Consider the following 14,767-nt stretch of genomic DNA (forward strand, 5'->3'; position numbering starts at 1 on the left):
ACACGTGGAAAATCGACCTGAGCCCATTTTCCGAACGCGGAGGTCGCCATGGAATACAAGGCCCGATGCCATTGCGGACGTGTCCGATTCTCGTTCCGCTGCCCGGAAATCACGACCGGCGCGCGCTGCGACTGCTCGCTCTGCCAACGCCGCGGCGCGGTGCTGTCGTCGCGCTACGTCCCGGCGGCCGACTTCACGCCGCATCACAACCCGGACGATCTCGGCCTCTATCGCTGGAACGAGCAGGTGCTCGGCAACTACTTCTGCAAGGCCTGCGGGATCTTCGTCTATATCGCCGACGGCGAGAACGGCAAGGACGGCTACCGCGTCAACCTCGGCTGCGTCGAGGGCATCGATCCGTTGGCACTCGACATCGCCATGATCGACGGAAAGTCTGTGCCGCTGGTGGAACCGCCGGTGGGTGGCCGTTTCTAGTCCTTGCGGCTAGTCGTCCACCTCTACGTCAACATCGTCGTCGTCGTCATCGACATCCGAATCGAGCTGAAAGTCCGGTTCCTCGTCGTCTTCCACCATGGTACAGCCCGCAACCGGTGCGAACGCAACCACTCCGACCAGGAAAAGATTGCGGATCAGACGTGAGATATCCTGCATGTCTCTCTCTCTCCAAGCTGGCGCACGTTCATGAAAACAGCTTGATGCCCCGGCGCGTTGCGGTGCGCTCGCCATCGTCCGTCCGTTCATGTTCGCTTAAGATGAGTTAACTCGCCTCGCGCATAGCGAGTGCAAGCGATGGCGCGTGCCCGGCCTTCAGCCTAACTCCCCATCCCAATAGCCGCGCGTGCCCGCCATGTCGAAGATGGCGGTGCGTGTGCGCAGCGCGTTGACCGAGATCTTGTTCGAGTCCGGATAGACGCAGACATCGGCGGGATTGCGCTCGCCGATCATCAGGTACCTGCACGGCCCCGTGCCGCTGTTGAGGAAGGAGTGGCCGACGGTCTGCCCCGCCGGGAAACAGACATAGTCGCCCGGCTTCATTTCGTATCGCTCGTCGCCCAGCAGCAGCGTCACCTGCCCCTCGAGGATCAGCGCGTGCTCCTCCTCCAGCATGTGATAATGCTTGGGCGCCAGGCGCATGCCGGGTGCCGGCGCCTCGATCAGCATGCCGACGCGATAGCCCTCTCCGACCGCGGCGTAGGTGAGATGCTTCGAACGGCCGCCGAAGCGCGTGCCCTCGCCCGGCCCTTCCTCGTTCCATTCCACGTCTGAAGACGAGAGCGGCGGCTTCGGCTTGGCTGCCAGGGGCGCGTCGCTCGGGCCATCGGATGGCGGCAGCACGCCCGGCGGCAGGCCGGTCTCCTCGCCCTCCCAATAGCTGCGCCGCGCCCCGAGATCGAGAATCGTGCGCCGCCCCAGCGCGCGCACCAGCACCTTGTTGGTGTCGGTATAGACCGCGATGTCGTTCAGGTTGCGCTCGCCCACGATGACGTAGCGGCATGGCGCGCCGCTGGTGTTGATCAGGCAATGGCCGGCCTTCTGCCCGGCCGGGAAGCAGACATAGTCCCCTGCCTTCATCGCGAAGGTCTCGGCGCCGATCCGCACGCTGAGCGCGCCCTCGAGGATGTAGACATGCTCCTCCTCGAAGATGTGATAATGCGCCGGCGCGCTCTGCTTGCCCGACCCGAGCTCCTCGATCGCGACACCGACATGATAATCCTCGCCCAGCGCCGCGAGGCTCAAATGCTTGTACCGCACCGCGAAGCGCGGCACATCGGACCACGCGGTCCATGGAACGTCATTCGATGAAATGGGCTTTGTCGGAGCAATGTTTTCGGTAGACATGGTTCAGCCTCCGTGACCATCCCGCTTCCGGCGATACTCCGGCAAGTCTGGGTCAAGGAACGGCAGCATGCAACGCCGAACGCCTTTCTCTCCGTCATGGTCGTGCTCGGCCAATAGTCGACCCACGCGCTCTGCGCGTCCGATCTCCGCGCACGCCAGATCACAGTGCGCCTGCAGGTTGATCCACGATTGCTCATGGCGGCCTCGACTCGTACCAGGCAGACCGTGCTATAGTTTCATCCGGGCCGTACGGAAGGACACTGTCCTGGATACTTGACGGATGAGCGGCCATGGACACGCCGACTTCGGATTTCGTACATGCAGGCACCCTTGAGGAATTGAAAGCCAAGGGGCGACTGGTCGTGCGCGGCCGCCATCGTCCGATCCTGCTCGTGCACGAGAACGGGTGCGTGTTCGCGCTCGACAATCGCTGCCCGCACATGGGCTTCCCGCTCGATCGCGGCAGCATCGAGGACGGCATCCTCACCTGCCATTGGCATCACGCGCGCTTCGATCTGGCGAGCGGCTGCACCTTCGATCTGTGGGCAGACGACGTGCCGCGGTGCCCCGTTGAGATCCGCGGCGACGAGATCTGGGTAAGGCCGGTGTTCGGCTACGCCGACCCGGTTGAGCACTGGCGCCAACGGCTCGCCGACGGGCTCGCGCATAGTCTCGGCCTCGTCATCGCCAAGGCCGCACATGGCGTGCTGGCTGCCGGCCGGCCACCATCGGACGTGGTGCGGCAAGCCGCTTTGTTCGGCGTCCGCAACCGCGACGGCTGGAGTTCAGGTCTCACCATCCTGACTGCACTCGGCCAGCTTCTGCCTCTGCTGCCGGAAGAGGAGACGCATCTGGCTCTCTTCCACGGGGCGCGGCGCGTGGCTGCGGACTGCGACGGTGAAGCACCGCGCCGGGAACGAGCGCCGCTGGCGAGCCGCACCGACCTCACGACCCTGAAGCGCTGGTTGCGGCGTTGGGTCGCCGTCCGCCACCGAGAGGCCGCTGAGCGCACCGTCCTGACCGCCATTGAGGGGGGCGCCTCGCCGGCCGAGCTCGCCGATCTCCTGTTCGCGGCCGAGACGGACCGCGCCTTCGCGGATGGCGGGCACTCGCTCGACTTCATCAACAAGGCCTTCGAGTGTCTCGATCTCGTTGGCTGGGAGCATGCCGCCGATGTGCTGCCAAGCATCGTCGGCCAGATGACAGAAGCCCGCGGTTCCGAGGAATCGACCGCATGGCGTCAGCCCGTCGACCTGATTGCCCTCAGCCACGACGCTGCGCGCGAACTGCCCCGCCTCTTCGCCGGCCGCAGCGCCGGCGGGTGGTCGGATCACGCGCTGCTGGCCGAGAGCCTGCTCGCCGATGATCCGGCCGCCATCATCGATGCGCTCAAGAGCGCAGCGCGGGCCGGCGCCTCTCCGGCCGACCTCGGCAAGGCGCTTGCCTATGCGGCGGCGCTCAGGGTAGCGCGCTTCGGCACCGCCAACGAGCATTCCGACTGGGAAACGGCCCATCATGTGTTCACCTATACGAACGCGCTGCACCAGGCGCTCAAGCGGATCGGCAGCGAGGCAGTCAGCGCGAACGCGCCTGTCGAAGCCGCACGCGGCCTCCTGCACGGGGCGATGGCGCTCCATCTCGCGCGCTATCTGAACGTGCCGCCGGCGGCGCTGCCGGGGGAGAACGGCGGCGAGGATGGCGATCGGCTCGACCAGCTGCCCACGGCCGTCGAGGAGATCCGCACCACGCTGCTCGATGCCTTCGATCGACAGCAACAGGTCGACACTGCTGCGCGCCTCGTCGCTCGCCATCTCATTCTCGGCCACGCGCCGGAGGCGCTGATCGCGACGCTCGCACATGCGCTGCTGCGTGAGGATGCTGGCTTCCATGCCTACCAGATGCTCGAGGCCGGCGTGCGGCAGTTTCGCGAATGGGGCAACACGGTTGCCGGCCGGCACATTCTGATCGCCGTCGCTCGCTATCTCGCCGCCCATTCGCCAACCGAGCGCGCGACATTGCAGACGGCAGACATCGCACGCCGGCTGATGCGCGGCGGTGAGCTTCACCAGTAGCAGGGAGTGGGTCGGAGCCCCCGCCGACAGCCAAGGAGCTGCGCAGCGCTCCGCCTATGAAAGGGGAAACCGGATCGTGCAGACCAGACCTTGAGGAGCAAAGTCGACGTCCACCCGGCCTCCAAGGCTCGTCGCGAGGCTGTATTCGATGAACGTCATGCCGAAGCCGCTTCGCGTCCGCGCCTGCACCGGTGGGCCATTGCTTTCCATCCAACGCAGATCCAGGAAATCGCCGTCGGTTCTCCAGTTCAGGCTCACGCGTCCCGTGCTGGTCGACAAGGCGCCATACTTCGCCGCATTGGTGACAAGTTCGTGAAGCGCCATGCCCAGCGTCGTTGCCACATCGGCCTTCAACGTCACCGGTGGGCCGCTGGCCAAGACGCGGTCACCTGCGTCGGCATAGGGCGCCAGGGTATCGGTCACGACAGTCTCGAGCGACACGTCCCGCCATCCAGTGCGAGCAAGCACCTCGTGATTGCGCGCCATCGCCTGCAGTCTCGCCACGAAAGCCTCATTGAACGCCTGAGGTGACTGGCTGGTGCGCAGCGTCAGTGCCGCGATCGCCTGGGCCTTTGCCAGAGTGTTCTTCACGCGATGGTCCAGTTCAGCCGACAGCAGCTTGCGAAGCTGCTCGGCCTCGCGTCGTACGCTGACGTCGGCGCTGAGGATGAGGCTGGGCACGGAAACGCTCATCATGAACATGAGCAGCAACAGAAAGGAATCGTTCTGGGTGTTCCGGGCGAACGGTCCCACCTGCGCCATCGCACCCCAGACGGCGAAGGCGGCGAGTATCAGGGCCGCGGTGGCCGTATCAGCGCGGCGGCCCCGCAGGGCTGCCCATGACAGAGGCACGACGGCGAGGAAGCCGAGCGCGTTCCGGGTGCTGCCTTCGGCGATCAGCGGGCTGAAGGCGATGATCCCGACGAGGCTTGCGGCGGCGACGGTGATCGCGCTCGCCCGCAATTCGCGCGGCGCCGAGGAGAAGAGGCCGGCTCTGCTCCACAGGATGAGCACCGGCGCGACGACGACGGCTCCGGCCAGGTCGCCCAGCCACCAGGTCGCCCAGATCGGCAGGCTCTCGTCCATTTCGGCATAGCCGGTAGCAAGCAGCGTTCCGACGCCCACCGTCGCGCTGATCGGCGTCGCCACCAGGAGGCATATCAACGCGAACCTCGCCACGCCGGTCGGCGTGTCGAACGTGGCCGCGCCGCCCGACCAGCGATTGACCAGGTAAGCGCCGACCAGGCACTCGAGCGTGTTGCCGCATGCAATCAGCGCGGAGGTGTGGATGGAGCCGGTAACGGCGACGTTGGCGAGGAGCGCGGCGACATAGACCGCCGGAGAAACCCGGTAGCCCCACAGGATCACGGCTGCCAAGGCGAGGCCAGTGGGAGGCCAGATCGGCGTTGCACTCGGATTGATGGAGGCGAGCTTCAGCGCGAGAATGGCGATGACGAAATAGGCTCCGCCGACCAGCGCGATCCTGGGCGCGTGCCAACCCAGTCGGGCTCCCGAAACAGCCTGCGGGACGGTATGTCCTTGTTCGCTCGTCACTTATCAGAGCCCCACAGAAGAAGCGCTCAAGGCGCGTGCACCACCCACTCGAGCGCTATGTTACCTCGGCGGTGCAGGAAACCAAAACGCCTGCGACGCTGTGCGCTTCTGCTGATTTTCAACCGCAGATCGGATCGAGGCGATCAAATTGACCGGCAGGCTGGTCCGCCTGCGGCAGTTCCAGGTCCCTCAGCCGCACGCAGGCGTTGGTGCCGCCGGAAATAGATGTCTGGCCGCTGCGCGTTCCACTCACGCGGCGTGCGATTTGAATTCCCTTTTCACGGGTGCGGCCAACTCAAGCTCGGCGCGCTCCAGATGGTAGTGCTGTGTGATGCCCATCGGCTTCAGGAAGTCCTCCCCGCTCTCAGCGGCTTCAGTTGTGGTTTACAACGACCGTCGCGCCGATCGCTTCCGCGCGGGACTAGGCCCCACTGCCGTTGGAACTTTTCCGCCACTCTGTGTTAAAACTGTCGGGAAAAGGGGGCATTTCCATGATAGCCAGCTTCGATGTTCCACCACAGGGCGATCCAGCGAGCAGGCCTACGATCCTTGTGGTCGAAGATGAAGTTCTGGTGCGGCTGGATATCGCCGCATTCCTGAGATCAAGAGGATTTCGGGTATTGGAAGCTGGTAATGCCTACGAGGCGATTCAGCTCCTTGATGCCGAGCAGGATATCGATCTCGTATTCTCTGACATCACGATGCCAGGGAGTCTTAATGGTATGGACCTGGCGCGGTGGGTCCGCCACAAGCACAATAGGGTCAAAGTTCTCCTCACATCCGGCACGGCCAACAACGTTCAACTCGCGTCGCGAGACAACGAAGTTGTCGAAAAGCCGTATCATCCCAGTGACGTAGAAAAGAACATTCGTCGGCTCTTGGGCAATTGAGACGGGGGACCATCAGATGAGGCAGGGAACACTCGTCGCGCGCTCCAGTTCACTAGGCATGTCGAAACGTTCGCGCCGACCTCAACGCGGAGCGAAATCAGCGCAAATTATCCTGGTCGTGGAGACAGATGTTCTCGTACGCGTGACCGTCGCTGAATACATTCGCGAATGCGGCTACAAGGTCTATGAAGCAGTGAGTGCCGCCGAGGCTTTGGAGGTGCTAAGAGCTGGTCACAAGGTGGACGTAGTCCTCTCCGACGTCAGGCTTGGCGACGCCGCGATGGACGGATTTGCTTTGGCGCAGCAAATTCGCCAGGAATTTTCATCTGTGGAGACCATTCTCACCAGCGGACTGGTGATGACAGTCCAAAAGGCGGGAGAGCTGTGTGATCAAGCGTCGCTGGAAAAGCCATACCATCACGAGCAGTTGCTGAGTCGCTTGAGCATCCTGTTCCAGAAGCGCGAGCGGTCACGCACCACCTAGTCTGCTTCACTTGGGCTTCCACCGCGGTCGGGCATGAAGGTTGCGGGAAACGGTCTACTCATGGGCATGCTCAGTCGCTTGCCGGCAGCGCGTCGAAGTCGACCAGCAAGGGTTCGCGGCCACACGAGCGGATGAAGCGCAAGAGTTCGGCAGGCCGGAGGCCGGTGCTCTCGGTATTGATCAGCGGATGGAAATTGATCCGTTCGGCATCGAGCAATGCAGCGTCGATGACCGAGGTGACGGTGCCGGCCGTGTCGTTGATTAGGGCGAGCGGCGTCAGCGCGCCTGGCGGCACGCCGAGCAATTCCACCATACGTTCGGCCGGCGCAAAGCCGAGACGCCCGCTGGCGCCGATCCGGGTATGGAGCGTCCTGAGATCAAGGGCGCGGTCTTCGTCGATCGAGAACAGAAACAACCGGGCCTTCTTGTCCCGAAGCAAAAGATTCTTCGTGAAGGTGCCCGCCATGAAGCCGCGGAGCCGCTTGCCGTCCTCTACGGTGTCGTGCGCCGGATAGGGCACGGTCGGCGCTGCGATCCCGAGGGAGGCGAGCCGGTCGAACAGGCGCGCCCGGGCCTCATCAAATGCCGCCTCGGAGATGGAGCGGTCATTCATGCCGCAGCGCTTCCGCGTTCGGTCTCGGTTTGCAAGGGTTCGAGGTACCGATGCCGCCGGTAGCTGAGCCAGATCAGGGACAGTGCGGCGAGTGCAAGCCACGGAAGCAGCAGCGCGTTGAGCATTTGCCAGCCGAACGTTTGCAGCGGCGCCGCTGCGCTGAATGAGCAGGCGAGGCCGATGGCGAAGATGGTCATGTCGTTGGTGGCCTGCGCGCGGCCCTTTTCCGCGACCGTGTAGGTGTTCGTGAGCAGCGTCGTGCCGCCGACATAGAGAAAATTCCACCCAACGCCGAGCAGGACGAGCGCGCCGGCGAAGGAACCGAAGCCGCTGCCGGTCAGGGTCATGAGCACGTGGCCGGCGAACAGCGTAACGCCTGCCAACATGACGCGGAGCACCCCGAAACGGGCGATCAGCGAGCCGGTGAAGAAGGACGGCAGAAACATGCCGAGCACATGGAGCTGGATGACCGTCGCCGTCGTAGACAGCGCGTGGTGGTGATGAACCATGGCAATCGGCGTTGCCGTCATCGCCAGGATCATGATGCCGTAGCCGGTCGCCGCGCCGAACAGGGCGATGAGATAGGCCGGCTGGAAAACGATGGCGCGCCAGGGCCGGCCCTGCACTGCTTCGCCGGGTTCTGCTTTGGGAGTCGGAACACGCAGCCCGAGGAGCACGCCCGCGCCGATCAGGGATACGAGGGCGAGCAGCAGGAAAGAGCCGACATAATGCGGCTCGACAAGAGGGCCCCCCAGGTGGCCGAGCATCGGCCCGGCGAGCGCGGCGACGATACCGCCGGCGAGAACGAGCGAGATCGCGCGCGGCCGAAAGGCTTCATTTGCCACTTCGCTGGCGGCGAAGCGATAGAACTGCGCGAACGCCTGGTAGGCTCCGACGAGGAATGTGCCAGAAGCGAGCAGTGGAAGCGCGCCGAGCCAGATCCCCGCGGCCGCGAGCAGCCCGCCCGCCACGCCGAGCAAGGCGCCGACGACAAAGCCCGTCCGCCGGCCGACCCGCGCCATCCACATCGACGCCGGAAAGGTCGTAGCGGCCGTGCCGAGGAACATCGTCGCGATCGGCATCGTCGCCAGCTCTGGTCGCGATGCGATCTGGCCGCCGGCGAGACCACCCACCGTCATGACCAGGACGGACGCTGTCTGGAACAGGGCCTGGGCGCTGGCGAGAAGGAACACCTGCCGGTGCATAGGGCGGCCGATCATCGGCAGGTCCTTTCCTCGGCGTGACGGGCTTAGGGATCAAACAGTCAATTTCTTGTTTGAATGATTAGAGAATGATAGAATTCTGTCAATGGCAGGCGCAAAGAATCAGCTTTTTGAGCAGTTTGCGGAGCTGGCACGGGTGCTCGGCCAGCCGCATCGGCTGGAATTGCTCGAGCACGTCTCGCAAGGCGAGCGTTCGGTCGAGCGTCTGGCCCAGCTCACCGGCCTATCGGTCGCCAATGCTTCGCAACATCTGCAGCACCTGAGACGAGGCGGATTCGTCCAAGCCCGTCGCGACGGCAAGCGGGTTCTCTACCGGCTCGGCGACGGTCCGATCCTGGCCCTGCTGTCCGCGTTGCACTGCTATGCCGAACGAAGCTGCGCCGAGGTCCGCGAGATCGTTGCGGACTATTTCGACCAGCTCGACAAGCTGGAGCCTGTGTCGCGCGAGGAATTGGTAGCCCGGCTTCAAGACGGCAGCGTGACCTTGCTCGACGTCCGGCCGGAGGACGAGTTTGCGCTCGGCCATCTGCCCGGCGCACTCAACGTGCCGCTCGACGAGCTGGAACGGAGGCTCTCCGAACTCCCGAAGGACCAAGAGATCGTCGCCTATTGCCGCGGCCCCTATTGCATCCTCTCCTTCGAGGCCGTCGCGACACTCAGGGCCAAGGGCTACAGGATCCGAAGGCTCGAGGACGGCTTCCCCGAGTGGAAAGCGGCCGGCTTCGAAGTTGAAACGGCGGCGTGAAAAGTGCGCGTCCGTCGATCATCACGAGCAGAAGTGCCGCACAACTGAGGCGCCGCTAAGGCAACTCCAGATCCCGCGCCCATCGGCGAAGAACGCCTGCGGCAGTGACGAGGCCTCCGACAGCTCCGATTCCTTGAGCCGTACGCAGGTGTTGGTGCGGTCGAACAATCGGGCCCCCGTCCGCGGCTTGGGCCAGGCGCCGATCAGACATTCATCGAAATTGGTGAGCTCGAACTCCGCGCTGCAGCCGAATGAGACGCGGTCCTCGCGAACGACGCGGATTTCGAAGGCCACGTCTCAGTTGCTTTGAGAGCCTGCATGCACGCTCGACCAATCCAGGCCAAAGCGGGCAAGATACTTACGTAGACGATCCGCATCGTTACTTGACGACCTCTTCAGCCGCGAAGCGGCAAAGAGCCTGCGGCCGGCTGCACTCAACGAGGCGCAGCTGCGACAAACGTTCAGCACTGCCGCAAGCTGCACGCGATCGAAGGGATCGATCTGCGCCAACTTTTCAGTATCGATGAGCGCGGCGAGAAAGTCGTCGCCACTCGGCTGCCCTGCCGTGTGCCACTGCGCCCGGAGTCGGTAGATTTCATTCTTCACGACGTCTTCGGTAATTCGTCCGCCCAATGCGAGCGTCGTCATGCGCGCCACTGATGCGCCGAGGTCACGGAAGTTGGCGCTCCACTCCGCCTCGGGAGAAGTCGCGAAATCGAGATAGCGCCTGCGCGCTTCTTTGCTGAAGGACACCGAGCGGCCGTCCTCGTTGGCGTGACGATGCAGCTCGAACTCCAGGTTCGGCTCGATATCCTCCTTGCGCTCGCGTAATCCCGGGAGACGGAAGGTCCAGAGATTGAGGCGGGCCAGCAAATCTTCGCGGAAGCGCCCATCGCGAACAGCCAGGTTGAGGTCGCGATTGGTGCCGGCAATCAGCTGGAACTCGCTCTCGACTTCCCTGTCAGAGCCGACCGGAAAGAACCGCTTTTCCTCAATCGCCCGCAACATCATCGCCTGCTCATCAAGACCAAGCTCGCCGATCTCGTCCAGGAATAGGACGCCTTTATCGGCGGCGCGCAGCAGGCCGGCACGGTCGGCGATCGCACCGGTGAAGGCGCCTTTAACATGCCCGAACAAGGTCGACATCGCTGCATCGCCGCGCAAGGTAGCGCAATTCACCTCGATGAAGTTGCCGGGCACCTGATGCCGCGCCTTCTTCAGCTCGAAGATGCGGCGGGCAAGCTGAGATTTCCCGGCGCCGGTGGGACCAGTCAGCAACAGCGGCGCCTTGGAGCGGATCGCCACCCGTTCGATCTCATCGATCATACGGTTGAAGGCCAGGTTGCGTGTCTCGATACCTGATTTCAGGAACGAGGTGCCTTCCACCTGCTCGGCGCGATAGCGGCTCGCGATGCGGTCATACTTTGAGAGGTCGAGGTCAATGATCGAGTAGGAGCCGGGCTGACTGCCGCTCAACGGCCTCGGTGGTGAAAGCTGAAGCAGACGGCCAGGGAAGTAGTGAGCCTCTGTCAGCAGATACATGCAGATTTGCGCCACGTGCGTGCCCGTGGTGATGTGAATGAGATAGTCCTCCGCCTCGGTATCGAACTGGTAAGCGCGCGCGAAATCATGCAACGCGCCGTAAACCTGCTCGAAGTCCCAGGGGTCGCGTATGTTCACTTCGTGAGTGCGTACTTCGGTTTCGGGCGAGATCTGGGCAATGTCCTGCGCGACCACATTGCCAAGGGCCGTAAAGCGCGCTTCGCGGATCAGCTCCAGGCGATGGATCAGGAAGTCCTCATGCTGGCAGAGCGCTACTGTCGGCCGCCAGCGAGACCAGCGCTCCTCCCCCTTGCCGGCATCGAGCGTGGTACCGAGAAAGCCGATGACAACTGTGCGCTTCATGAGCTGATCCTATCGTATAAGTAGCGAGAAATACAGATACGAATGGCATGATGCCGGAGCTGGCAAGGTTTTCTCCAAATCCGGAATAACCGCGCGTTTTCAGTTACTTAGCAGACAACAAATGCCGCAAGGGCAGTTGGCACGCGTCCTGCTTTAGGAAGGTCAGATAGTTTTGAGGGAGTGACGATCATGGCCAATAACAGCTTGTTCGCGAGCGTGCGGGGTGCCCTGCTGCCGCGCACTGATACCCTGAACGCGGAGGGTGCGCCGGCCTACGCCTATGAGCCGCGCCATAAGCTGGCGCAGCTCGCGGTGACCGGTTGCTTGAACCAGACATTCTACGCCGATGCTGAAGCACAGCTCAGCAACGTGTTGGCGCTGACCAGGGACCTCGACCCGGTCTTCGTCGCCAAGTGCGCGATCTATGCCCGCGAGCGCGGAATGAAGGATATGCCGGCCGTGCTGCTGGCGACCTTGTCGGTGAACGCGCCGGACTTGATGGTTCGCGTGTTCGACCGGGTGGTCGATAACGGCAAGATGCTGCGCAATTTCGTGCAGGTGATGCGCTCGGGCCAGGTGTGGCGCAAGTCGTTGGGTAGCCGGCCCAAGGCACTGGTTGCCAACTGGCTGAACAGCACGTCGGTCGAGGCGACCGTGAAGGCTTCGGTCGGTCAGTCGCCGTCTTTGGCGGATGTCATCAAGATGGTGCATCCGAAGCCGCGCGATGCCGAGCGGGCGGCCTTGTTCGCCTGGCTGATCGGCCGTCCGTACGACGTATCGGCGCTGCCGGACATCGTGCGTGCGTACGAAGCCTTCAAGCGCGATCCCAGCACCGAAATGCCGGACGTGCCGTTTCAGATGCTGACGCAGCTCCCGTTGAGCCGCGAGCAGTGGGCGGCGCTGGCGAAGCGCGGCGGTTGGCAGATGGTGCGCATGAACCTCAACACCTTTGCACGCCACGGCGTGTTCGAGGTGAGCGGGATGAGCGCGCTGATCGCCAAGCGCCTAGGCGATGCGAAGGAGATCCGCAAGGCACGGGTGCTGCCGTATCAGCTGCTGATCGCATCGCTGATCGCCGGCGATGAGATCCCGCACGTGGTGCGCAAGGCGCTGGCGAAGGCGCTGGAGATCGCCATCGCTAACGTTCCGGAGCTGGATCAGCGCATCGTTGTCTGCCCGGACGTGTCCGGGTCGATGAAGAGCGCGGTGACCGGCTATCGCAAGGGTGCGACCAGCAAGGTGCGCTGTGTCGACGTGGCGGCCCTGGTGGCGGCTGCGTTCCTGCGGCGCAATCCGGCGACGCGCGTGCTGCCGTTCGAGAACCAGGTGGTCGACCTCGACCTCTCTGCCTCGGACGAGGTGCTGACCAATGCGGTGAAGCTGGCCTCCATTGGAGGCGGAGGAACCAACTGTTCGGCGCCGTTGGCGCGGTTGAACGCGGAGCGTGCGAAGGTCGATCTGGTGGTGTTCGTCTCGGACAACCAGTCCTGGGTGGACGCGACCCGGTCGAGTGACACCGGCTTGATGCGGGAATGGGCGCAGCTGAAGGCGCGCAATCCCGAGGCCAAGCTGGTCTTGATCGATCTGCAACCCTACGGGACCACGCAGTCGGTGGAGCGGGCTGACGTGCTAAACGTCGGCGGCTTCTCCGACGCGGTGTTCCAGGTCGTGGCTGACTTCGCCACCGGCGAGATCGGCGTCGATCATTGGGTCGGCAAGATCGAAGCGGTTGAAGTTTAGCACACGGGATCGGCGCCGGTTGGGCAACCGACCGGCGCCGACCGCGGCGAATGCCGACGGGACTACATGGGAAAGGCCGCAAGGCCCAGAAGGTTCAAAGCCTTCGCCGGCGCAAGCCGGAGGTCTCGTCTCACTGGTCGCCGCGGCCGAAGCGTCGCGAGGAATGCCTGCGGAACTACATCGACTGTCACTCGATGTTTCGCAAGAAACCTGGTCCTCGCGACGCTGCGGCGTGGAATGGAATGCACGAACACGGCGAATGCATGCAGGACTACAGTTGAACCTGTTGGAAGTCTTGCAGACCTTTTTGTCGCCGTGGCCGGAGCGCCGCGGGGAATGCTGGCGGAACTACATTTAACTCGGTGGTCGCGGGTTCGAGTCCCGCCGGGTTCCCGCAAGGGAGTCCGTAGCTCAGCTGGTAGAGCACCGTGAAAGTTTCGCTACCGATAGTCCCCGCGGCGTGGCAGGTTGAGAAAATTGGAGAGGGCCATGACCGAACAGACTTATGACGTGATGCACCAGAGCGGCCACGCGCCTGTCAAGATGTGGACCAAGGGCGTCGCCGTCGAGGAGGGTGCCAAGGAACAATTGGCCAAGACCGCACGCATGCCGTTCATCTACAAGTGGATCGCAGTGATGCCGGATGTCCACAAGGGCATCGGCTCCACGGTTGGCAGTGTTATCCCGACCTTGGGCGCGGTCATTCCGGCGGCAGTCGGCGTCGATATCGGCTGCGGCATGATCGCGGCACGCACCTCACTCATTGCCAGCGATCTGCCGGATAATCTGGCCGGCCTGCGGTCGGCCATCGAGCAGGCAGTGCCCCATGGCCGCACCGTCGGACGCGGCCAGCGCGACAAGGGCTCCTGGGGCGACCCGCCGCAGAGCACGGTCGAGGCATGGTCGGACTCGCTGGACGAAGGCTTCCGCGCGATCGCAGACAAGTATCCGCGCCTGAAGAACAGCAACCACGTTACGCATCTCGGGACGCTGGGAACCGGTAACCATTTCATCGAAGTCTGCCTCGACGAAGTGGATCGCATCTGGTTCATGCTGCATTCGGGCTCGCGTGGAGTCGGCAACGCGATCGGCACCTTTTTCATAGAGCTGGCGAAGCAGGATATGCGCCGCTGGTTCGTGAACCTGCCGGACGAGGACCTCGCGTATTTCCCCGAAGGGACTGAACATTTCGTTGACTATGTGCGTGCGGTCTCCTGGGCGCAAAACTACGCCATGACCAACCGGCGGCTGATGATGGCGAACGTGGTGAAGGCAGCGCGTTCAGTGATCGCGAAGCCGTTCGAGGCAGACGTGGAGGCGGTGAACTGTCATCACAACTACGTCATGCACGAGCAGCATTTCGGCAAGCGCGTACTGGTGACGCGTAAGGGTGCCGTCAACGCGGCGAAGGACGTGATGGGAATCATCCCCGGCAGCATGGGTGCGCGTTCGTACATCGTGCGCGGGCTCGGCAGCGAAGAGAGCTTTCACAGCTGCAGCCATGGGGCCGGCCGCCTGATGTCGCGCACCGAGGCGAAGCGCCGATTCACGCTCGAAGATCACGCGGCGGCCACGCAGCACGTCGAATGCCGCAAGGACGCCGACGTGATCGATGAGACGCCGGCGGCGTACAAGCCGATCGACGCCGTGATGGAGGCGCAGAAGGACCTGGTGGAGATCGTGCACACGTTGCGCCAGGTGGTTTGCGTCAAGGGTTGAACCGAAATATTGGGGGAAGGCG

Annotated in this window: 14 protein-coding genes; 7 read left to right on the forward strand and 7 right to left on the reverse strand. The window is 63.6% G+C overall.

The features are described from left to right. Positions 1 to 48: 48 nt before the first annotated feature. Positions 49 to 435 (forward strand): GFA family protein, encoded by a 387-nt coding sequence (locus tag DTX69_RS21460; protein ID WP_119303635.1) that lies wholly within the window; start codon positions 49 to 51, stop codon positions 433 to 435. A gap of 9 nt (positions 436 to 444) precedes the next feature. On the opposite strand, the gene DTX69_RS30300 is transcribed toward DTX69_RS21460, so the two are convergent. Continuing rightward, on the reverse strand, positions 445 to 612 hold the full coding sequence (locus tag DTX69_RS30300) for a hypothetical protein (RefSeq protein WP_162917428.1): 168 nt from the start codon (positions 610 to 612) through the stop codon (positions 445 to 447). A 156-nt stretch (positions 613 to 768) separates the two neighbouring features. Beyond that, positions 769 to 1,800: a cupin domain-containing protein gene (locus DTX69_RS21465; RefSeq protein ID WP_119303636.1), complete on the reverse strand. Its 1,032-nt coding sequence runs from the start codon at positions 1,798 to 1,800 to the stop codon at positions 769 to 771. Between the two features lie 290 nt (positions 1,801 to 2,090). On the opposite strand from DTX69_RS21465, the gene DTX69_RS21470 reads away from it, so the two are divergent. After that, complete coding sequence (locus DTX69_RS21470) at positions 2,091 to 3,872, forward strand: Rieske (2Fe-2S) protein (protein ID WP_119303637.1); 1,782 nt, start codon at positions 2,091 to 2,093, stop codon at positions 3,870 to 3,872. A gap of 54 nt (positions 3,873 to 3,926) precedes the next feature. Here DTX69_RS21470 and DTX69_RS21475 read toward each other — a convergent pair whose 3' ends face one another. After that, entirely contained in the window at positions 3,927 to 5,426 is a 1,500-nt protein-coding gene (locus DTX69_RS21475) for an MASE1 domain-containing protein (protein WP_119303638.1), read from the reverse strand. A gap of 491 nt (positions 5,427 to 5,917) precedes the next feature. On the opposite strand from DTX69_RS21475, the gene DTX69_RS21480 reads away from it, so the two are divergent. Beyond that, positions 5,918 to 6,316, forward strand: a complete 399-nt coding sequence (locus DTX69_RS21480) for a response regulator (RefSeq protein WP_119303639.1) — start codon at positions 5,918 to 5,920, stop codon at positions 6,314 to 6,316. Between the two features lie 16 nt (positions 6,317 to 6,332). Next, positions 6,333 to 6,800 (forward strand): response regulator, encoded by a 468-nt coding sequence (locus DTX69_RS21485; RefSeq protein ID WP_119303640.1) that lies wholly within the window; start codon positions 6,333 to 6,335, stop codon positions 6,798 to 6,800. Between the two features lie 70 nt (positions 6,801 to 6,870). Here DTX69_RS21485 and DTX69_RS21490 read toward each other — a convergent pair whose 3' ends face one another. Together DTX69_RS21490 and DTX69_RS21495 are read right to left on the reverse strand one after the other, a co-directional pair. Continuing rightward, positions 6,871 to 7,413 (reverse strand): prolyl-tRNA synthetase associated domain-containing protein, encoded by a 543-nt coding sequence (locus DTX69_RS21490; protein WP_119303641.1) that lies wholly within the window; start codon positions 7,411 to 7,413, stop codon positions 6,871 to 6,873. Further along, positions 7,410 to 8,618: an MFS transporter gene (locus DTX69_RS21495; protein ID WP_284735971.1), complete on the reverse strand. Its 1,209-nt coding sequence runs from the start codon at positions 8,616 to 8,618 to the stop codon at positions 7,410 to 7,412. The genes DTX69_RS21490 and DTX69_RS21495 overlap by 4 nt, the downstream gene beginning before the upstream one ends. A gap of 103 nt (positions 8,619 to 8,721) precedes the next feature. Between DTX69_RS21495 and DTX69_RS21500 the strand changes: the two genes are divergently transcribed. Then, positions 8,722 to 9,381 carry an ArsR/SmtB family transcription factor gene (locus DTX69_RS21500; RefSeq protein WP_119303643.1) on the forward strand — a complete coding sequence of 220 codons (660 nt, stop codon included), beginning with the start codon at positions 8,722 to 8,724 and terminating at the stop codon, positions 9,379 to 9,381. A 21-nt stretch (positions 9,382 to 9,402) separates the two neighbouring features. Here DTX69_RS21500 and DTX69_RS21505 read toward each other — a convergent pair whose 3' ends face one another. Together DTX69_RS21505 and rtcR are read right to left on the reverse strand one after the other, a co-directional pair. Then, positions 9,403 to 9,675, reverse strand: a complete 273-nt coding sequence (locus DTX69_RS21505) for a hypothetical protein (RefSeq protein ID WP_119303644.1) — start codon at positions 9,673 to 9,675, stop codon at positions 9,403 to 9,405. Positions 9,676 to 9,678: 3 nt separating this feature from the next. Beyond that, on the reverse strand, positions 9,679 to 11,286 hold the full coding sequence (gene rtcR, locus DTX69_RS21510) for an RNA repair transcriptional activator RtcR (RefSeq protein ID WP_119303645.1): 1,608 nt from the start codon (positions 11,284 to 11,286) through the stop codon (positions 9,679 to 9,681). A 189-nt stretch (positions 11,287 to 11,475) separates the two neighbouring features. Here rtcR and DTX69_RS21515 point away from each other — a divergent pair, with 189 nt between their 5' ends. After that, entirely contained in the window at positions 11,476 to 13,026 is a 1,551-nt protein-coding gene (locus tag DTX69_RS21515; protein WP_119303646.1) for a vWA domain-containing protein, read from the forward strand. Between the two features lie 489 nt (positions 13,027 to 13,515). After that, a complete protein-coding gene (locus DTX69_RS21520; protein WP_119303647.1) occupies positions 13,516 to 14,745 on the forward strand; it encodes an RtcB family protein in 1,230 nt (409 codons plus the stop codon). The last annotated feature ends 22 nt before the right edge of the window (positions 14,746 to 14,767 follow it).

The organism is Dongia deserti (genome assembly GCF_003574735.1).
Taxonomy (GTDB): domain Bacteria; phylum Pseudomonadota; class Alphaproteobacteria; order Dongiales; family Dongiaceae; genus Dongia_A; species Dongia_A deserti.